This window comes from Streptomyces sp. NPDC047049, from assembly GCF_040643995.1.
Taxonomy (GTDB): Bacteria; Actinomycetota; Actinomycetes; order Streptomycetales; family Streptomycetaceae; genus Streptomyces; species Streptomyces mooreae.
In genome coordinates this window covers 327818-347505 of the sequence record NZ_JBEYVM010000002.1, presented here as the reverse complement: position 1 = coordinate 347505, position 19688 = coordinate 327818, and the positions used below count along the sequence as shown (strand labels likewise).

Here is a 19688-nt window from a genome sequence, read left to right as displayed (position 1 = left end):
CGCAGAACGAGGCCCAAAGGCTGGCCTGTCAAGGCAACATCTGGCCTCGCCACACATCACCGCACGAGCTCAGACGATCGCTCTCAAGAGGCACAGTCTGCTACCGAAGGGTCCGGAATCCGACACCGGGGAGCCCCAGATTGGAGTCCCTGCCCACCGCCGCACTGGCCCGGATGGCCGAACTGCGCGCCATGCGCGGTGTGCTGGGCCTGGACCCGCTCGACGAGCGCTGGCCCGGTGGCGCTGAGAACGGCGGGGACCTGAACGGGGGCGTGGACTCCCTCTTACGGCTCGTACTGGAACAGTGCCAGGCCGCCCGCTCCTGCAAGGACTACGCGACCGCCGGCGCCATCCGCGACCAGCTCCAGCAGTCGGCCTTGTCATCGAGGAAACCCCGTCCGGCCCCCGTTGGATCCTCTCCTCAGACCCGCACCAGCCCTTCGCCAAGATCGTCGGCTGAACCCGGTCAGTGGCAGGCAGCGCTACGACGCCTGCGGAAATGCTCCGGTTCGCAGCCGCCTCGCCCTGCGTGCCAGTGTCATGTCCCCGGCGATCCTTCAGACGTATGCCCGCGAAGAAGCACGCCGCTCTGGTGGCCGGCGCGCTTCGCGCACAGCTACTGCGTGTTGATGCAGAGCCCCGAGAGGCCCTGACAGAGCTGGCCTCCATGCTTATCGCGGTTAGTGAGCGATGCGCTGAAGGCAGGGTCGGCGCAATGCTCCCGGAGGGAGCCCTCAACTCGGTGTCGCCCATCTCCACCGCGCGCACAACTCTCAGGGAGTCAGTGCACATCGCATTCGCCATCCTCACCGCCATGGGCGCAGCGGTCGCCGCGTCCGCATGTATGCAGCCGCTGGGGATCAGCGCGGACCTCCGACCGTGGATGGTGCTTGGCTGCTCAGTGCTTTCCGCGATCCTCGTGGGCGGCTGGCATCGGGTGGGTCGGATCTTGCAGGTGTTTCCAAGTGATACTTCTGGGCCGGTCTACGGCCGGGCTACTGCGTGCTGGCCGCACCGCTCACCGGTTCAGCTAACCAAACCAAGATTGATCAGACGAAACCCCATGGCTGGACCACTTACGTCGAAGAGGTCCGCAAGCGCGGTCGTACACCGGTCGGGGTCCTGCCTGATCGCTGAGGGCAGCCGCATGAGCTGTTCGCGAACCATGTCGGCAGGCATCAGGAGGCTGGCAGCGAAGGCGTTCGCCTCGATCTCTTCGCGATCGGTAGCTGTGCTGGACGTCCCATCTCGCAGATTGATTCGAACAGGCCGATCCAGAACAACTTCCCGCCCCGGGTGCAACACAAGATGCCCGAGCTCGTGGGCGATCGTGAAGCGCTGACGAAGGCGTGGTTGGGAGTCATTGACCCCAATCACTGGCGGCTGCCCGTCACGGCGGAGCAGCATCCCGGAGACGTCCCCGTCCTTGAATGAACTCCTGGAGATCATTGCGCCCTGATGCCTCACGAGCTGCTCGATATCCACGGGCGGCGAGAACGCCCCGCAGTCAGCGAGCAGTTGAGCCGCGCGAGCCTCGGCTCGTCTAGCCATGGTCGACCTCCTCAGCATTCGCCAGCACGTGCTGGGCCCATAGCCTTGCGTCTTCGGGTACCGCGTCCAGAATGTCCGACTGGTTACCTGGGACAGGCAGGAGCGCCTCCGGTTCCACCCGCAAGGCTGCGGCGAACTCGTAGAGCATGTGGAGAGCGACTCGCTGACGCCCCTTCTCGATGTTGCTGATTGATGTCCGATTCAGCCCGACGGCATCTCCCAAAGCTTGCTGGTTCAGGCCAAGAGCTGTACGGGCCCGTCGCACTCGATCTCCGAAGCACTCATAGAAATAGTCCATCAGTTCCCATCCTGGAGCACCGTCATGGCCGGTTCCACTATCCCAAACGGTATTTGCGAAACTGGAATCAGAGCAGAGTTTGGCAGACTGGAGCACAGGGAATTTCTGGGCCAGGGAACGACAGGAAGGAAGCCCTGATGCAGAAGAAGCCACTCGCGACACTGCTCAACGACGGCCGTCGCATGATTCAAGTGACCGACGACGAACTCGCCGAAGCTAAGCGCCGTCGTGGCCTGCTCGCCGCATGCATGCGGCGAGCGTTCCCTGGTTCGATCTGCTACTTCAACGGCAGCGTCGCCCACGGCGATGCGAACACGCCTTTGACCGATGTTGACCTCGGCGTCATCCTCAGAGCAGCCGCCGCTGAGGGCTACGGGCCCGAAGGGAGGGATGCTCTGCCGCTGATGGAGCGGGCGCGCGATGCAATCCGTGAAGACCTGGAAGACGAGTTCCCCAATCTCACGATTGAGGTGATGGGCCGTCGCCGCGCAGTACTCGTGCGGTTCGGTGCCCCCGTAACCAAGGGCCAGCAGGACTTCACAGCGGATGTCATGACAGCCATCCCGCACCCCTCTGGGAAGGGGCTGTACATCCCCAACAACAAGATCGCGGCGAAGTGGGACCGAGCCGACCCGGTTCGACATACGCAGATGATCCACACGGCCATCGCGGACACCAACATGGTCTTCGCGCGGATGGTCAGGCTGCTCAAGCACTGGAACTCCACCCACAGCAAGCCTCTCTGTTCCTGGAACATCAAGGCGCTCGGGCTGGGTTGCATCGATGCTCCAATGCCCCTGATCAACGCACTGCAGGTCTTCTTTACCCATGCGGTGGAAGAGCTCGAAAAGGGCCCTACTGCTGACCCCGCCGGCATTGCAGGAGAGATCCCACTCGGCCTACCGATCAAGGAAGTGCGCAAGCGCCTCCGGACTGCCAAGGACTACATCGATCTCGCCATCGATCACGAATCGGCAGGGCGCCCGCTCAGTGCTCAGCACGTGCTACACCAGGTAATGCCGGAGATCATCCCCGATGCCAACTCCGCCGAGGAAGAGGCCGCCCGTCTCGTTCACAGTGTGAGTACGACTGGCAGCGCCTCGTCCGGCCTCGGCCTCGTCACCCCCGGGGTAACCACGACGCGCGCTTGGGCAGCGTAACCATGGTCCTCTGGTACGGGGTACAGCCTGCATGGTGGGCCCCACTGGAGCGGAATGCGCGCCACCGTTTTGGAGGGGAGCTTCAGCACTCGTACGGCTCCGGGCTGCTGACCTACAAGGTCACAGAACTCGATGTGGTAGGCGAAGTCCACCCCATCGATGTGCAGATCCGCTTCTTCGAAGATCCGCCGTACGACACCTATGGGCTTCACCCAAGTAACTTCCCCCGCGTGCACGCGAATCCAGGTGCAGCTTCGAAGCACCGGTACTTCCGGGACGATGCCCTTTGCCTCTGGCACCCGTACGATCCTAAGGAGCACCGGTGGACAAGCGAGAACGGGCTTCTCGATCTCATCGAGATCGTTCGTACGCATCTGTTCCTTGAGCACTACTGGCGCCTCACCGGGGGTGAGCAGGGTGGTCGGTGGCTGGTGAGGGATGCGCCGCACGGCATGCCTGGGAGTGGTGCGTGGAGATCGTCTCGGCAGCGGAGAGGTCGAGCGCTTGGTCATGGGCGCAGACCACCGCCCTGATTGTGCCTTTCGTCGCGCTGCTCGGCGTGTACGTCACTTACGCCCTCAATCAACGCTCGGTGCGAAGGGAGCGACGGTCCAAGACATTCGCCGAGGCTCTGACCGCAGTCGAGGAATACCTGGAGATGCCGTACCGCATACGCCGGCGGCCTGACCTTCCAGAAGTACGTCGGGAATTGACCGACGAGGTCAGCTCCATCCTGGCACGCATGGCGTTTCACCAGGCATGGCTACAGATCGAAGCTTCCTCGGTAGCTGGTCCATACGCCGCGCTTGTCGCCACCGCTCGGGCGGAAGCAGGCGTCCAAATGAGCGTGGCATGGCTTCACCCGCCGATCACATCCGACAACGGGATGAACCTTGGCACGGCGTACTCTCGGGATAGATCCAACGCCGCCAAGACTACTTGCATCGCGGCCATGCGCCGCCATCTGTGACTCCAACGTTCCTGGGCGCAGCCGCGGGAGACAGACGCTGACCTTTCCGGCGCCCCCAGCCCGAGGGCGCTGCCCCACCGGCCCGTGTCCCGGCATCAGTGAGGCTCGCGCCCCATTCCGAGGACCACTCAAGGCGTGGTCGCCTGTCCCCCCCGAAATACGCTAAGCAACCGCGCCACTTGCCTGATCAGCCGTCCGTCATGCGCGAGCTGATGGTGGAGCGTGAGCCATCACATACTGGGCCGAGCACCACACAGCATGATCCAGCATCCCCGATCGCAAATTCGACCAACTTGTAAGGCGAGGGTTGTCGGTTCGGATCCGACAGGAGGCTCTTCCTGGGGACGTTCTGATGGGCGCTTCCCGAAAACGTCGAAAGTTGGACTGCTAGCTAGTGGAATTCTCGCATCCGTCCAGCTCAGAGCCCTACTGTTCACTCTCTCACCAGGTGCCTTCTAAGCACTTGGCCGCAGGTTCGAGTCCTGCCGGGGGCGCCCTCCAAGACCCTCCCTTCGGGAGGGTCTTTTTGCTGGTCAGGGCAGGTGCGGGTCAGGGCGGGTGTGGGCACGGATACCGAAGCGGCCACCCGCCGTAGCGCCGCCTGAGGGCACCTGCCTGCGGACCGAAGTTCCGGCTAGTGATCGAGATCAAGCGGGTCATGGTGGTGCCAGATGAGGTAGCGGTCCTCCCGGCGCAGTTCCGCCGACCCCCACTCGACGCGCATGACTCCCTGAGCCATGGAACACGCGTAGGCGACCAGAACAAGCTTGATGTCTTCAGAGAGCAAGGTGAGGTCGGGATGGACTTCCGGCTCGTCGAGATCACCGAGGCCCAGATCGAATGCCTGCTGCATGGGCTCCGGGCCGTGCCTGCGAATCAACTCCGCGCGGAAGCCGGTGACACAGCGCAACCGCGCGGCCGTAACGGGGACATCCTTCTTCGCATAGCAATAGGGGTATATGACGTGGTCGCGAAGGATCATCAGCGTTCGGCCCTGTAAGCGCACCGGGACGGCGTCGGGAAGCGCGGAAAGGCCGGCTGCCAGCTCTTCGTACTGAGCGGCGTAGAGCCCGTGGCCGTAAGCCTCCAGAGTTTGGGTGTGTACTCCTTCGTGCGCGCTGCGCGCCCTGGCGTGGGCCCGCACCAAACTGGCCGGGATCAGACCGGCCACTTGCCCGGCTGCGTCTCCGAATGCCTCTTCCGCCCACTCCGGCACCGTCCCCACGAACTACCGCCCCTCCCCCTCGCGGCACGTGAGTGCCGAGCAGCATTCAACGAAAACCGTGCGGGGAAGCAACGAACGGCGCAAGTAGGCATCCGTCGGAAGGCCGGGCGCGCCCCGACTCCGGTGGGGTACGAGTGGCGTTGAACGCATGGCCAATTGAGGGACGGGAGATTCCCGCGAAGCATTTTCAAGCCGCTGATCTGCGGAGATGTGCCATACGCCGGGGGCTTCCGGAGCCGTGGCCCAGGGTTGCCCACCTCGCTGCGCACGCTTTCGGACAATCAGCTGACCGCTCCGCTGACGTGGCACTCGCCCGCGTGGATGCGGGCGAACCAACCCCGTCAAAGACAGGACGCCGACATGATGTCCGGCATGAAGCTGATGAAGCGGCTCGGGGGTGTTCTGCTCCTCGGCACTGTGATTCTTGGCTTTTCGCTGCTGTTATGGCGCGGGCCCTGGTGGTTGGACGGAAGCCATCTGCGCACGCGGCGCCTCGAGCCGGCGGACGGCGTGGTGATCACCGGCTTCCGCACCACGCTGGCTGCCCTGGGGGCCGGCGCCATAGCGGCGATCGGCCTGTACTACACACACCGCACGCTGCAGCACACACGGGACAAGGACCGAGTCCAGGCCGAGATCGAACGCGAAGGGCAGGTCACCGATCGCTACGTGGAAGCGATCAAACTGCTGGGCTCCGACAGCCGCACCGAACGACTCGGCGGGATCTATGCCCTGGAGCGCATCATGCACGACTCCGCGAAGGATCACGTGACGATCGTGAGCGTCCTTGCCGCGTACGCACGCACCTATCACGTCGGGGCGGACGACCGGTCCACGGACTTCGCGAAGAAAAGCGCGGATCCCCCATCGGTACTCCTGCCCGAGGATGTGAGGGCAGCGCTGTCAGTGATCGCCAGGCGGCCGAAACGGAACCTGTCCGATGAATGGGTTGATTTGCGCAGCATGGACTTCCGAGGTGCCGATCTGCGTGAGGCGGATCTGCGGGCCGCGGATTTGAGGGAGGCCAGGTTCGAAGAAACCAGCCTTCGTGGGGCCGTGTTGCGGATGGCGGACCTTCGCGGAGCGAATCTCCGTTTCGCCGACTTGAAAGGCGCCGACCTGCGGGGCGCGGATCTGCGGGGCGCCGACCTCCAGGTGGCGGACCTGGAATCGGCTGACCTTCGAGAAGCCAAGCTCAGTGGTGCCGTACTCCGTGGGGCGGGCTTCCTCTACGCGGACCTCGGCGATGCGGATCTCCGGCGCGCGGACCTGAGGGAGGCAGACCTCGCCGTGTCCAGCGGAAAGTCCGCGTACAGGTATTTGAATCCCGCGCAAGTGGCCAGAGCGCGCATCTACCGATCGACGAGACTGCCGGCAGCAGTGGCCGGTAACGCCGTGGTCCTGCAGCGTATCGAATGGTGCGAGGCGGGCGATCGGTGACAGGGGGAACTCGCCGATCAGCGAGCGCTCCGGCTACTTCGATGGCATTGACTTGCCCAGCACATCAAGAATCTTGGCGGAAGAGTCACTCCGGGGAGCTATCAGCGCCAGAACAGCCGCAACGATGAAGGTCCACCTCACACTGTCCGCGATTTTCGCTTGATCGGAGATGGGCGGCACCAACGGCAAAGCGATGGCTGCCGCCGTCAGCAGCAGGACGGGAAACAGGTGCCGAGCTATGAGCTTCAAACGCTGCTTGAGGACCGCATCAGGGGCGTTCTCGAGCAGTTTGCTCCGGTCGTTCACGAGAAGCGCATGCAAGCCGTTGGAAAGCGAAACGGCAACTCGCTCGTAGTCGTCAGCGCTGGCGGCGCACGCAATTATTTTCTTGTGCTGCCTTACCACATGAGCTATCCGGAGGGCTTCGACCGCCGTTTCGGTGAAGACGTCACGGTGCTGCATCCCGATCCGGGAGCGCAGGGAAAGTGAATCTTCGCAGGTGCGCGCCAATTGCTCGATCTCAGAAATGAGATACCTGGCATCTTTGCGTGAACGCCACTCCGGGCAACTTTGCGAGACCAGAGAGGCCACCTCCAGCATCTGCGCTGCCGCCACGGCGTAGATGCTGTTGGTGAGGGGAGGGCGCCCTCTTCTCACCATGCCGACAATTGCCGTGAAGACAGTAAATACCACTATGAATGACAGGGAGAACAGGGCGATCCCGGCAACCGGAACGAGGCTCTTTTCCTTCGTCATGGGATAAGTGGTCATGATGGCGGCATAAGCGAGAATGAGCGAGAGAAAGAAGGGCCGTACAAAGGCATCAAAATATCCGATACCTTGCGCCAGTCCTGCGGCACCGAAGAAGAACACCGGCCCGCAGAGGGCACCGATGGCCAGCGACTTGCCCGCACCGCCGCCCCAAAGCTCGATCCACGCATGCGTCGCCACCGCGAGGACTGCCGTGGCGATCAGCAGGCCGAGGAGGATGTAGGGCATCCACAGCCGCGTGTAATAACGCCTCAGCGCACGCGGCCTGGAAACAATGCGCCGCACCTCGCTTCGCAGGGCCTGGCGGTGAGCGGCGTCAACCCCCGGAAGCTCATCAAAGTCCGCCAATGCTTCGTTGACAACTTCGCGGTACGCGGCAATGGCCCGCATACGATGGCTCCCCGAAGGCACGACCTGAACCCCCATCACCATTTCTGACTGCGGCATCCGGCTCGGTTTCGCGGATGCCTCCTGCTTTCCCGTCGGCCGGCACGGGTCTTCACCTTCCGGCGACCGGTCCGCAAGGCAGCTGACGCGCCAACGGTCCGAAGGCGCCGCCCCCCTGGAGATGCATTCCCTGATCATGACGCAGAAACGCTGTCCACGGAGCCGAACAACGGGATGCGGGTGGTGAGGTGGGAGCGCAGCACCAGGTCGTCCATGGTGTCCATCAGCCAGAGTTCGGTCAGTGGTAGGCGCACCGCGATGCGGCTCTGGTGAGTGGTCACGAGGTCGCGGAGTTGCCGGTAGGGGGTGCCGGTGACGTCGTCGGTGAGCTGTAGGTAGCCGGCCAGGAGGGGGCGATGGGGCGCGCCGGTCCGAGTGCGCAGGTGCGCGAGGGCGGTTGCGGATTCCGTGTCGGCTGCCTGTACGGGGAGGTAGATCCTGCCCGTGTTGAACCGTCCGACCCACGGCCCGCGGACGATCACTTCGATGTGCGGGGTCGGGCCGGCGAGGAGTTCCGGGGTTTCTGTGAGTCCTCCGGCGAGGGTGGCGTGCATGCGGTCGGCCCGTAAGGCCAGTCCCGGCCACCAGACGAGGGGCGCGACGTCACTGTGGCGGAGGTCGTCGAGGAAGGCGGTGACGGCGGGGTCAGCCGCCAGCCGGCGGCCGTCGAGGGGGATCACTGCCGACCGGATCGGCGGCCAGTACTCGGCCGCGCCGGTTTCGGGGCCGAGCGGCGCTCTGGCCCGGTCGTGGAGAAGGGGCAGTTGCCGTTCCCGGTAGCGCCGGTCCAGCGTCAGCGCCCCGTTGGCCGCCCAGTCATATGCGGCGGCCTGTCGGGACAGGGACGCGAGGGGGTCCAGCAGCGGCTTGATTTCCTCGCTCATGGGTGGGGCCTCCGTGGTCCGTGATCTCTGATCGGTGGTCCGTGGTCCGTGGTCCGTGGTCCGCAGCAGGTGGTCCGTGGTCCGTGATCCGTGGTCGCCCCTCGTGCGCCGGCGGAGTCGCGGCTCGTCGGCCCCGGCCGTGAGTCACCCGCCCGGCGCGCGGTGGGGTGGGTTGTGCGCCGGGTGGAGGGGTGGGCGCTGGAGGGGCGGTGGGGGGCGTGGGGGACAGTCCAGCGTGAGTGGAGGGTGGCTGGAGCCCCCGGGTGCGCCTGCGCTACTGGGCGCAACGCCCAGGTGGCTACTTGACTTTGGTCATCGCGATTCAGTCCCGCTTGTTGGGTAATGACTGTTCCATCCCGTTCTCTCTGGATATGCCAACGTGCAGCGTTGGCGGCATGTGCTTGGAGGCGAACCATGGCCGCCCGACCACTCGTCGCGCGTCAGACCAACCAGCGACTGCGGTCCCTCATCCAGGAAGCCTCGCTGTCCAACTCCGCTCTGGCCCGCCAGGTGAACGTCCTGGGGGAGGCACAGGGCCTGGATCTGCGGTACGACAAGACTTCCGTGAGCCGGTGGCTGGGCGGTCAGCGGCCGCGCGGCCGGGTTCCCGCCATCATCGCCGAGGCACTGAGCGGCCGGCTGGGCCGTACGGTCTCGACCGAAGAGATCGGTATGGCCAACGGCAACAGCGTGACGTGTGGGGTGGGACTGCACTTCGCTGCGACCGTGGAGGACGCGCTGGAGCAGGTCCGTGAACTATGGCACATGGACGCCGAATCCCGGGGGCTCTTGTCCCGTTCCGCCATGACCGCCTCGGCGTTGGTGGAACCCAGCAGGGACTGGCTGATCAGCTCGCCTGACCCGCAGGTGGCGCGCAGTTGGCGGCTGGGGCCGCGGGTGGGGATGACCGATGTGGAGCTGGTGCGGGCGACCACCCAGGCGCTGGCCGAACTCGACCACCGGGTCGGCAGCGGGTATGTGCGGCCGGTGGTGGTCTCGTGCCTCAGCAGCGTGCTGTCCGGGCTGATGGAGGGGAGTTACGGCGAGACCACGGGGCGGCAGCTGTTCGCCGCGGCCGCCCGGCTGACGGAGTTCGCCGGGTACACGGCGCTGGACACCGGGCAACCGGGCCTGGCGCAGCGCTATTACATCCAGGCGCTGCGGCTCGCGCAGGCCGCGGACGACCGTTGCTACGGCGGTTATGTGCTGGCGGCCGGTCTGAGTCATCTCGCCGTCGGCGCCGGCTGCTCCAGGGAGGCGGTGCAGCTCGCCCGGGCCGCGCAGGAAGGCACCCGGGGGCGCGCCCCGCTGGCCGCCCAGGCCATGTTCTACGCCACCGAGGCCCGCGGCTACGCCATGCTCGGGGACGCGCGGATGTGCAAAATACTGGCGGACAAAGCCACGGACGCCATGGGGCATGTCGTTCCGGGGGACAGTCCCGAATGGATCGCGCACTTCGACCGGGCCTATCTGGCGGATGAACTGGCCCACTGCTACCGGGATCTGAAGCAGCCGCGGCCGGCAGCCCGCCGGGCCGAGGAGGCGCTGGCCCGGCACCCACGGACCCGGGTGCGCCGACGGGCCATCGATCTGCTGCTGCTCGCTTCGGCCTTAGTGCAGGCCGGTGACGTCGAGGAGGCATGCCGGGCCGCCGTGGAGGCGGTGGCGTTGCTCAGCCGGCTGAAGTCGGCGCTCGGTGAGCGGTACCTGCAGAACTTCAGGGACGAGCTGCGGCCGTACGGTGACGCGCAGCCGGTGCGCGAATTGGACGCACTGGTCCAGGAGAGCGGCGTGCGGGTGCCGCGGTGACGTGCGTCCGGTGCCCGTCATGCGGTGCCGACGGCCGGCCGGCTGGTTCCGTCACGCGGGGAGGTGGTGCGGAGCCGGTGCCTGCCTGGCCGTCGGCGGCAGGGAGCCACCCGGGAGGGGCGGCGCGGCGGTGGTGTCCGGTCGCCGGTGGCGGCCCGGCCGGCCGGCCGCTTGGGGGTGGGGGTGGGTGAGGTGGGGATGTCGCCCGGTGGAGCCCCGGGCGGCCGCCGGGCCGGATCCGGGGCGGGTGCGTTACGGCGCCAGGCCGCTGGGCACACCGGTGGTCAGTGGTATCGCGGCCCATACGGTGCAGCCGTTGTCAGCCTCGGTTCTGCGGCCCCAGCGCGAGGAGGACTGGGCGACCAGTTCCAGGCCGCGGCCGTGCTCCTGGGCCTGGCCCGGGCGTCGCATCCGGGGGACCGACGGGGTCCCGCCGCGGTCGTGCACCTCTATGTGCAGCAGACTTTCCGACCTCCATATCCGGCAGGTGATGTGTCTGCTGGCGGAATACTGAATGGCATTGGAGAAGAGTTCCGACAGGACGAGCAACACCGGATAGCGTGTGTCGTCGTCATGGATGCTTTGCCCGTCGAGCCAGGCGTGGACCAGGTTCCGGCAGATCGGCACCGCCCGCTTCACCGCCGGCAGACGAAATACCACGCACTGCACGGAACGCCAGCAGTCGGCGGGAATCAAGGCTGCCCTTTCCTGGGGCCAGCTCACGATATGCCGGGCGGTCACCATAACTTCGGCCGCATGCGTTGTGGTGGGTAACATGACTACCCCTTTCGTACGTGCCTCATGGACCTCGATGCCGCTTTCGCCTCATGAAACACGGCCAGCGCCATCGCTCGATCTGCCCTGGCGGCGGCCTTCGCAGTGCGCCGCGTCGCCTCCGGTGCGTACCGGGCCGCTTTCTGACCTCGCTCTTTCCCGATAATTCAAGCATTCGGGGCGTCCGCCCGGGAAGGCGCGCAGCGCAGCGCCGGGAGCGGGGCGGGGATATGGGGAAGCGAAATACTATCACCATAAAAAAACGGTTGCGCATTACCGGTAATGGAATTTCCCGGTAATGCGCGGAGGGGTGCCAGAGTTCGGGCGGCAAGAATCTACCAGAAATCGCGGCGGTTCGGAATTGCGGCATCCGTTTGCGTGCATGAGGAGAGAGGAGGGAGAGGTGAGGTCGGGTGGGGTGAGAATTTCGTGGCTTCGTGCCCCCGGGCCGGCTCGGCCCCGGCACCCGGCCCCCGGCCGGCCCAGCCCCCGGACCCCGGCCCCGGCCCCGGCCCCGGCCCCGGCACGCCGACGCCCGGCGGGCCGTTGTGCGGTCCGCCGGGCGTCTGCGGTCCCCGATGGCCTGAGGGGCCAGAGGGGGCTAGTTCGCGGTCAGTTCCAGGCCCAGGTGCTCGGCGATACCGGCGGCGAGGGCGGCGAGGGTCGGGTGTTCCCAGACGAAGTTCCTCGGCAGGGAGATGGCGAAGGAGCGGTCGATGCGTACGCGCAGCTCCATGGCCAGGAGGGAGTCGAATCCCAGTGACTTCAGCGGGGTCTGCGGGTCGAGGGAGCTCTCCCCCAGCCGCAGCACGTCCCGGACGTGGCCCGCCAGATGCTCTTCCAGCGCGGCTCTCCTGGCCAGGCCGGGCGGCAGGGCGGTGAGCCGGGCCCGCATGTCGTCGGTCTCCTCGGGCGGCGGGGTCGAGTCCACCGGTGCCTCGCCGGACACCCCGCTGAAGAACGGGAGATGGCGGCCGGCGGGCGGCACCCAGGTGTCCGGCGGTCCGGGGATCACTCCGGTCTGCACCCACCGGCGGGCCAGCAGCGCCCGCAGCGCCTCCAGGCCGTGGTCGGTGGGGATGGTGCGGTAGCCGCGGCGGCTGAAGTCGGTGGCGACACCGATCTCGCCCCACGGGCCCCAGTTGACCGCCACGGTCGGCAGCCCCTGCGCGGAGCGCCAGGCCGCGAACCCGTCGAGCCAGGAGTTGGCCGCCGCGTAGGAGCCCTGGCCGGGGTTGCCCAGCAGGGAGGCCATCGAGGAGAACGCCGCGAACCAGTCCAACGCGTGGTCCTCGGTGGCGTGGTGGAGATGCCAGGCGCCGACGACCTTCGGCATCCAGACCCGTTCCAGCTGGTCGTCGGCCACGTTGGTGATCACGGCGTCGTCCAGGACCATGGCGCAGTGCACCACCCCGCGCAGCCGGAACCCCTCGCTCACCGCCGTGGAGACCAGCCGCCGGGCGACATCCGGATCGGCGATGTCGCCCAGGACCACCGATACCTTGGCGGTCCTGCCGATCACCGTGGCGAGCGTCTGCGCGACCTCGGGCTCCGGGGCACTGCGACCGTTGAGCACCACATGGCCGGCGCCGTGTGCGGCCAGCCATTTCGCCGTGGCCAGGCCCAGACCGCGCAGTCCGCCGGTGACGATGTAGGCGCCGCCCTCCGCCACGGGCAGGTCCCTTTCGGGCAGCACCGCGGGGGCGTCCCCCTCGTCGGGCACGGTCAGCACCAGCTTGCCGATGTGGTCGGCGGCCGCCATGGTGCGGAAGGCCGTGGTGGCCTCCGCGAGCGGATACTCCGTGCAGTGCAGGGGCTTGAGCCGGCCCTCCTCGAACGCGCCGAGCACGTCCTTCCACACCGTGGCGAAGGTGTCGGGGCGGTTGCGGTGCAGTTCGATCAGGTCGACGGTGCTCAGGGTGACGTTGTGCCGCAGCGGCAGCATGCCGAGCGGGGCGTCCGCCATGATGTCGCGCACCCCCAGCTCCACGAACCGGCCGAAGGGCCGCAGCGTCTCCAGGCCGGTGCGGATGGCCGCTCCGGACAGGGAGTTGAGGACGACGTCGACGCCTTCCCCGCCCGTCGCCTCGCGGGTGCGCTCGCCGAACTCCAGCGTGCGGGAGTCCATGACGTGGCGGATGCCCATGCTCCGCAGATAGCGGCGCTTGTCCTCGCTGCCGGCCGTGGCCAGCACCTCCGCGCCCAGCAGCCGGGCCACCGCGATCGCCGCGAGGCCGGTGCCACCGGTGGCGGAGTGGATCAGCACCCGCTCCCCGGCGGCGAGGCGGGCCACCGAGCGCAGCGCGTACCAGGCGGTCAGGAAGGCGATCGGCAGCCCGGCCGCGGCCACCGGTTCGATGCCGAAGGGGATGGGGGCGACCGCGTCGGCGGGGAGGGTGAGGAAGGAGCCGAAGGCGCCGCCGCGCAGATCGACGGCGATCACCTCGTCCCCGACCTGGGGCCGTTCCACCCCGGCGCCGACCGCGCTCACCACACCGGAGCACTCGAATCCGATCCGGTAGCGGACGTCCAGGTCGCCGGGGAGCAGGCCCATGGCCGTGAGCACGTCGCGGAAGTTCAGGCCGGCGGCGGTGACCCGCACCTCGACCTCGCCGGGTGCCGGTGCGCGCCGGCCGGTGGCGGCGTACTCCAGGCTCGACAGATCGCCCAGCCGGCTCGCGCGCAGCCGGAAGCCGTCCTCGCCGTACCGCACGGTGCACGGGGTGGCGGCCTGGTCCTGCCCGCCGTTCGGCGCGGCGTGTTCCAGGCGGGCGACGTGCCGGCGGCCCGCCCGCAGCGCGACCTCGTCGTCGTCCGCGTCGGCCAGCAGTTCCAGGGCCACGTCCTCGGGATCGGCCTCGTGCGGGTCGGCGTCCACCAGCACCGGCCGGATCTCGGGGTGTTCCAGCGCGCCGACCCGCAGCAGGCCGCGCAGCGCGCTCTGTCCGAGGTCGACCTCGTCGTCGGGCAGTACGCTGCGGGCGCCCCGGGTGACGACGTACAGGCGCGGTGCCGAGGAGGTGGCGGTGATCGCCTGCATCGCGCCGAGCAGCCGGCGGGTGCGCCACAGGGACTGCACGGTCGGCTCCCCGCCCTCGGCGCGTCCGCACACCAGCACCACCCCGCGCGGGGTTTCGAGGGTGGCGGACAGCCGGCCGGTGAGGGCGTCGCGGAACGCGGCGAGGGAGGTGTCGTCCAGCGGACGGTCCCAGACCACCGTGCGCGCGCAGCGCGAGCGCAGCGCGGCGGCCAGCGCCTGGGCCGAGCCGTCCGCTTCGCCCACGACGACCCAGCTCCCCGGGGCGTGGCCGCCGTCCGGTGCCGCCCGGGGTGCCGACCGCCAGCCGATGCCGAGCAGCCAGTCGTCGACCTCCGGGGTCTCGCGGACGGCCCGCCGGGCGAAGCGCAGGCCGTTGACGACGAGGACCACGGCGCCGCGCTCGTCCAGGAGCCGGACGTTGGCCACGATGGCCTGCGCGGTGATCTCGCTGACGTGGGCGTGGCAGTACGCGGCCTGCGCGGGGTCGCCGAGGATGCGGACCGCCTGCACGCTCACCGGCAGCACCAGTGACCGGTCGTCCTCGTTGATCAGCGGCGCCACGGCGAGCTGGGCGCAGACGTCGAGGAGAACGGGGTGGACCGGCAGGCCGGGGTCGGGGGCGCAGGCCTCGGGCGGCACCCCGACCCCGGCCCAGAAACTGTCGTTGTGGCGGCCGGTGTGCAGCGCGTGGACACCGGTGAACGCCGGGCCGTGCTCCAGGCCGCGCTGCCGCAGGCTGTCGTAGAGGGCGGCCGGTTCCAGGGGCACCGGGTGGCGCAGGCTCATCGCGTCGACGGATCTCGGCCGCAGCTCGGGCCGTACGGTCAGCCGGTGCAGCACCGCGTCGGCCTGCACCTCCCAGTCGCCGTTCTCGTTCCGGGCGAGGATTTCGCAGTGCGCCCGGTCCGGCGCGGTCAGGGTGACGGCGGTGGAGACCTCGGTGGTCTCGCCCAGCCGCAGCAGCTGGGTGAAGTGGACGTCGGTGACCTCCACTTCGTGCGGTGCCGCGCCGAAGACCTCGCAGGCGGCCGCGAGCGCCAGCCCGCAGTGCGCCGCCCCGGGGAGGACCGCGTTGCCGTGCACCCGGTGGTCCCCGAGCCAGGGCAGCGCCCCGGTGCCGGCGTCGGCGCGCCAGCAGTGCCGTACGGGTTCGCCGGGGAATTCGGTGTGGTGGCCGGGCAGCCCCGCCCGGGGGGCTTCCGTGGTCTCCGCGGACGGGGCGGTGGAGGCAGCGGTGTCGGCCCAGTGGTGGCGGCGGTCGAAGGTGACGGTGGGGGCGTCGACGAGGCTGCCGTCGTCGTAGAGGCGCCGCCAGTTCACCGGCACCGCGGCGCAGTGCAGCGCGGCGAGCTGGGTGCGGAAGGTGGCCTGCTCGTCCTCCTCACGGCGCAGGGTGGGCAGCACGACGGGGTCGGTGACGAGACCGGCCAGGCTGCGCTCGATGGAGTGGGTGACCACGGGGTGCGGCGAGATCTCGGTGTAGACCAGGTGCCGGTCGGCCGCCGCGGCCGCCACCGCCTCGGCGAAGCGCACCGGGCGGCGCAGGTTGTCGCACCAGTAGTCCGCGTCGAAGGCCGGCGTCCGGCCGGCGTCGACGACCGTCGAGTAGAACGGCACCTTGGGCGAGCGGGGGTCGAGACCGGCCAGGGCCGACCGCAGGGCCGGCAGCACGGGGTCCACCAGCGGGCAGTGCGAGGCGACGTCCACGGCGATCGGGAAGACCGGGATCTTCCGGGCCTCCCAGGCGGCGGCCAGCCGGCTCACCTCCGTGGTGCGTCCGGCCACGACGGTGGAGTCGGGTGCGGACAGGACGGCGACCGACACGGTGCCGGCCGCGCTGTCGGCGAGTTCGGCCCGCACCGTGTCGGCGTCCAGGCCGACGCTCAGCATGCTGCCGGAGCCCGCGATATCGCTCAGCAGCCCGGAGCGCCGGCAGATCACCCGGACCCCGTCGGCCAGGGTCAGCGCCCCGGCGACCACCGCGGCCGCGACCTCGCCCATGGAGTGCCCGATCACCGCGGCGGGTTCGACGCCGTACGAGCGCCAGGTCGCGGCGAGGGCGATCTGCAGGGCGAACAGGACCGGCTGCACCGTGCCGCATCCGTGGACGGGCCGGCCGCCTCGCACCACATCGAGGACGGCGACCTCGCTCTGCGCGCTGATGAGCTCGTCGACCTCGGTCAGCGCGTCGAGGAAGGCCGGTTCGGTCTTCAACAGCCGGCGGCCCATGCCGGGCCACTGGGAGCCCTGGCCGGAGAACACCCACACCGGCTGCCGCGCCACGGCGGCGCCCACGGCGCCGGTCACGACCGCCGGATGCCGCTGCCCAGCCGCGAAGGACCGCAGGGCCGTGAGGAGTTCCCGGCGGCCGGAGGCCACCACGCCCAGCCGGCCGTGGCCCGCGCAGCGCCGCAGGGCCAGGGTGTGCGCGAGGTCGCGCAGCGGGGCGTGCGCGCCGTCGCCCTCCATCCAGTCCGCGAGCCGGGTGGCCGCGGCCGGCAGGACGTCGGGAGAGCCGGCCGGCACCAGGAAGACGTCACAGGAGCCCCGGTCCGGCCGTCCGGAGTCCTGCCGGCGGGCGGAGGGACGCTCCGGCGCCTGTTCCAGCAGGACGTGGGCGTTGGTGCCCGAGAAGCCGAAGGAGGACACGGCGGCCAGCCGGGTGGGGGTCCGCAGGGGCCAGGCGGACAGCTCGGTGGGGACGAAGAAGCGGGTGCCGGCCGCGGAGATGGCCGGGTTCCAGCGCCGGAAGTGCAGGTTCGCGGGGATGGTGCCGCGTTGCAGGCACAGCACGCTTTTGATCAGTCCGGTGATGCCGGCGGCCGGTTCCAGATGCCCCACGTTGGTCTTCACCGAGGTCAGGGCGCAGCGGCCGGGCCCGTTGCCGTAGACCTCGGCGAGGCTGGCGAACTCGATCGGGTCCCCCACGGGGGTGCCCGTGCCGTGCGCCTCGACCATGCCCACGTCCCGCGGGTCGACGCCGGCCTGTTCCAGGGCCTCCTGGTAGAGGGCCGTCTGGGCGGTGACCGACGGGGCGGCCAGCCCTTCGGAGGAGCCGTCCTGGTTGGTGGCCGAGCCGCGCAGCACCGCCAGGACCCGGTCACCGTCCCGTACAGCGTCGGCGAGACGTTTCAGCACCACGACGCCGCAGCCCTCGCCCCGTACGAATCCGTCGGCGCCGGCGTCGAACGTCCGGCAGCGGCCGCCCTCCGACAGCATGCCCATCCGGGCGAAGGACCGGGTGATGCGCGGCTGGAAGCTCAGGGTGACGCCGCCGGCGAGCGCGAGGTCGCACTCGCCGGCCATCAGCGCCCGACGTGCCATGTGCACGGCCACCAGCGAGGAGGAGCAGGCGGTGTCCAGCGCCACGCACGGCCCCTGCAGGCCGAGCAGGTAGGAGATCCGGCCGGCGGCCACACAGTGGCCGTTGGTCAGGATCGACCCCTCCAGTTCCTGGGGCTGCCCGGCCAGCCGGTCCATGTAGTCGCTGTAGCTGATGCCGGCGAAGACGGCCGTGGGGGTGCCGTTCATCCGGTCCGGTGGCAGGCCGGCGTGTTCCAGGGCCTCCCAGGTGACTTCCAGCAGCAGGCGGTGCTGGGGGTCCAGGACGTCGGCCTCCCGGCCCGCCACGCCGAAGAAGGCGGCGTCAAAGCCCGTCACCTCGCGCAGGAAACCGCCCTGGCGGGGTGTCGGTGCCCTGCCCCCGGGGCCCGGGGAGTCCTCCGGGACGAGGCGCCGGCGCTCGGCGGGCAGTTCGCCCACCGCGTCCCGCTCCTCGACCAGCAGCCGCCACAGGGCCGCGGGCGAGTCGGTGTCGCCGGGGAGCCGGCAGCCCATGCCGATCACGGCGATCCGGTCTGTCTCATGGGTGGGGCGCGTCTCGGCGCCCGGGCCGTGCATGTCGTTGCTCATCGGGGTCTCCGTACGTGGGAGGTGATCTGCCCGTGGTCACACGGCTTCCGGACTGCCGAGGAGAATGGCGTTCTTCACGCCGCCGACCTGGTAGTTGAAGCTCAGCGCGTAGTCGAAGTCGAGCGGCCGCGGCCGCACTCCGGGGACCGGGTCGAAGGGCAGCCCGTCAGCCGGCTGCTCGCAGTTGGCGGTGGGGCAGACCTGCCCTCGCTCCATCATCATCAGCGTCATGGCGACGCCCAGGCAGCCGGCCGGTGCGCCGTTGTGGCCGAAGCAGCCTTCCTGGGACGTCATCAGGACGTCGTTGTCGGCTCCGTAGAGCTCCTTGATGGCGTTCGCCTCGAAGGCGGTGACGACGACGTTGCCGTCGCTGCCGCCGTGGACATACGGCACATCGCGCAGCTGCCAGCGGTCGCCGAGGCAGCGGCGGACCGCGGTGACGAGTTCCGCGCCGGTCTCGTCGCAGGCGAGGGGGTTGGCCAGCCCGTCGCGGGTCATGGCGGTGGCCAGCACCTGGCCGTAGATGTGCGCCCCGCGCCGGGCGGCGTGTTCCCGGCTCTCCATGATCACTGTGGCCGCGCCCTCGCCGTGGTTGATGCAGTCCGCCCGGCGGTCGTAGGGCCGCATGAGGGAGGTGAAGGACGGCAGCAGTTCGGGCATGTCGGTCGTGCGGAGGGCGTCGTAGGTCTGCTGGGCGCCGCTCAGCAGCCGCTGGATGTTCTGGATGAGGTGGACGTTGAAGACGTCGACCCCGGTCACCACCGCGATGTCGACCTCGCCCTGGGCGATCATCCGCCGGGCGTTGCCGATCTGTACGGCGGAGGAGGCGCAGCCGCACGAGACGGTGTAGCAGGGGCCGTTGGACTGGGTCAGCGCCGCCTGCACCAGGGCGACGTCGGAGGGGGTCACGGCTTGCTGGGCCGCGACGAACAATTCCATGGCGTCCGGCGCGGAGGTCTTTCCGGGGTCGGCACTCAGCACCGAAAGGTAGCTTTCGACATTGGAGTCCACGCCTCCGCGACCGACCAGAATGGCGGCTTCACTCAGCGCGCCGCCACAGAAAGCCAGCCCGGCATCGGTGGTGGCTTCCGCCATCGACACCAGCCCGAACCGGTGCGCCGGGGTGTAATGCTGGGAGAAGAACGGCGGGACGTCCGGGAGGCGTTCGTCGAACATCGCCTGGGTGAGCTCGACCGAGCCGTAATACACCTCGTCACGCTTGAGGCAGGACTGACCGTTGGAGACGACGTCCCACATGTCGTCGGCGGTGAAAACCGGCTCGGTACGACCGGGCAGGCAGAACCCGACACCGGTCACCACGACATTCCGGCCGTCACTCGCGCTTGCGTCTTTACCGGATTCTCGGTTCACGACAGAACTCCGTCCCTCACGAGGTTCAACATGGTT

At 68.8% G+C, this 19688-nt stretch carries 12 protein-coding genes, 1 tRNA gene and 1 pseudogene; 6 read left to right on the top strand and 8 right to left on the bottom strand.

Annotation, left to right across the window (positions count from 1 at the left end; translation table 11 throughout):
• Positions 1–158 precede the first annotated feature (158 nt).
• Positions 159–460, top strand: a pseudogene (locus ABZ851_RS05610) (hypothetical protein); the annotation flags it as partial.
• Between the two features lie 566 nt (positions 461–1026).
• Here the strand turns inward: ABZ851_RS05610 and ABZ851_RS05605 are convergent.
• A complete protein-coding gene (locus tag ABZ851_RS05605) occupies positions 1027–1551 on the bottom strand; it encodes an ImmA/IrrE family metallo-endopeptidase (protein WP_361122564.1) in 525 nt (174 codons plus the stop codon).
• Complete coding sequence (locus ABZ851_RS05600; protein WP_361122562.1) at positions 1544–1849, bottom strand: helix-turn-helix transcriptional regulator; 306 nt, start codon at positions 1847–1849, stop codon at positions 1544–1546. Before ABZ851_RS05600 ends, ABZ851_RS05605 begins: the two co-directional genes overlap by 8 nt.
• Positions 1850–1986: 137 nt before the next feature.
• Between ABZ851_RS05600 and ABZ851_RS05595 the strand changes: the two genes are divergently transcribed.
• The 3 genes from ABZ851_RS05595 (at position 1987) to ABZ851_RS05585 (ending at position 4473) form a co-directional block, all read left to right on the top strand.
• Positions 1987–3009, top strand: a complete 1023-nt coding sequence (locus ABZ851_RS05595) for a hypothetical protein (RefSeq protein WP_361122559.1) — start codon at positions 1987–1989, stop codon at positions 3007–3009.
• Between the two features lie 469 nt (positions 3010–3478).
• Positions 3479–3979: a hypothetical protein gene (locus ABZ851_RS05590; RefSeq protein WP_361122556.1), complete on the top strand. Its 501-nt coding sequence runs from the start codon at positions 3479–3481 to the stop codon at positions 3977–3979.
• 405 nt (positions 3980–4384) lie between these two features.
• Positions 4385–4473 (top strand) — tRNA-Ser (locus tag ABZ851_RS05585).
• Positions 4474–4613: 140 nt separating this feature from the next.
• Here the strand turns inward: ABZ851_RS05585 and ABZ851_RS05580 are convergent.
• Positions 4614–5150, bottom strand: coding sequence for a hypothetical protein (locus ABZ851_RS05580; protein ID WP_361122553.1), 537 nt, complete (start codon positions 5148–5150; stop codon positions 4614–4616).
• 426 nt (positions 5151–5576) lie between these two features.
• Between ABZ851_RS05580 and ABZ851_RS05575 the strand changes: the two genes are divergently transcribed.
• Complete coding sequence (locus tag ABZ851_RS05575; protein WP_361122550.1) at positions 5577–6644, top strand: pentapeptide repeat-containing protein; 1068 nt, start codon at positions 5577–5579, stop codon at positions 6642–6644.
• Between the two features lie 33 nt (positions 6645–6677).
• On the opposite strand, the gene ABZ851_RS05570 is transcribed toward ABZ851_RS05575, so the two are convergent.
• Both ABZ851_RS05570 and ABZ851_RS05565 read right to left on the bottom strand, forming a co-directional pair.
• The gene (locus tag ABZ851_RS05570) at positions 6678–7805 is read right to left on the bottom strand and encodes a hypothetical protein (protein WP_361122547.1); all 1128 of its coding nucleotides are present in this window, start codon (positions 7803–7805) and stop codon (positions 6678–6680) included.
• A gap of 191 nt (positions 7806–7996) precedes the next feature.
• Positions 7997–8746: a hypothetical protein gene (locus ABZ851_RS05565; protein ID WP_361122544.1), complete on the bottom strand. Its 750-nt coding sequence runs from the start codon at positions 8744–8746 to the stop codon at positions 7997–7999.
• A gap of 414 nt (positions 8747–9160) precedes the next feature.
• Between ABZ851_RS05565 and ABZ851_RS05560 the strand changes: the two genes are divergently transcribed.
• Positions 9161–10555, top strand: coding sequence for a transcriptional regulator (locus tag ABZ851_RS05560; protein ID WP_336052316.1), 1395 nt, complete (start codon positions 9161–9163; stop codon positions 10553–10555).
• A 252-nt stretch (positions 10556–10807) separates the two neighbouring features.
• Here the strand turns inward: ABZ851_RS05560 and ABZ851_RS05555 are convergent, their stop codons facing one another.
• The 3 genes from ABZ851_RS05555 to ABZ851_RS05545 all read right to left on the bottom strand — a co-directional run bounded on the left by ABZ851_RS05555 (position 10808) and on the right by ABZ851_RS05545 (position 19601).
• The gene (locus tag ABZ851_RS05555; RefSeq protein WP_361122540.1) at positions 10808–11332 is read right to left on the bottom strand and encodes an ATP-binding protein; all 525 of its coding nucleotides are present in this window, start codon (positions 11330–11332) and stop codon (positions 10808–10810) included.
• Positions 11333–11930: 598 nt separating this feature from the next.
• Positions 11931–18281 carry a type I polyketide synthase gene (locus ABZ851_RS05550; RefSeq protein WP_361122537.1) on the bottom strand — a complete coding sequence of 2117 codons (6351 nt, stop codon included), beginning with the start codon at positions 18279–18281 and terminating at the stop codon, positions 11931–11933.
• A gap of 36 nt (positions 18282–18317) precedes the next feature.
• Entirely contained in the window at positions 18318–19601 is a 1284-nt protein-coding gene (locus tag ABZ851_RS05545; protein WP_361123738.1) for a beta-ketoacyl synthase N-terminal-like domain-containing protein, read from the bottom strand.
• Positions 19602–19688: the final 87 nt, after the last annotated feature.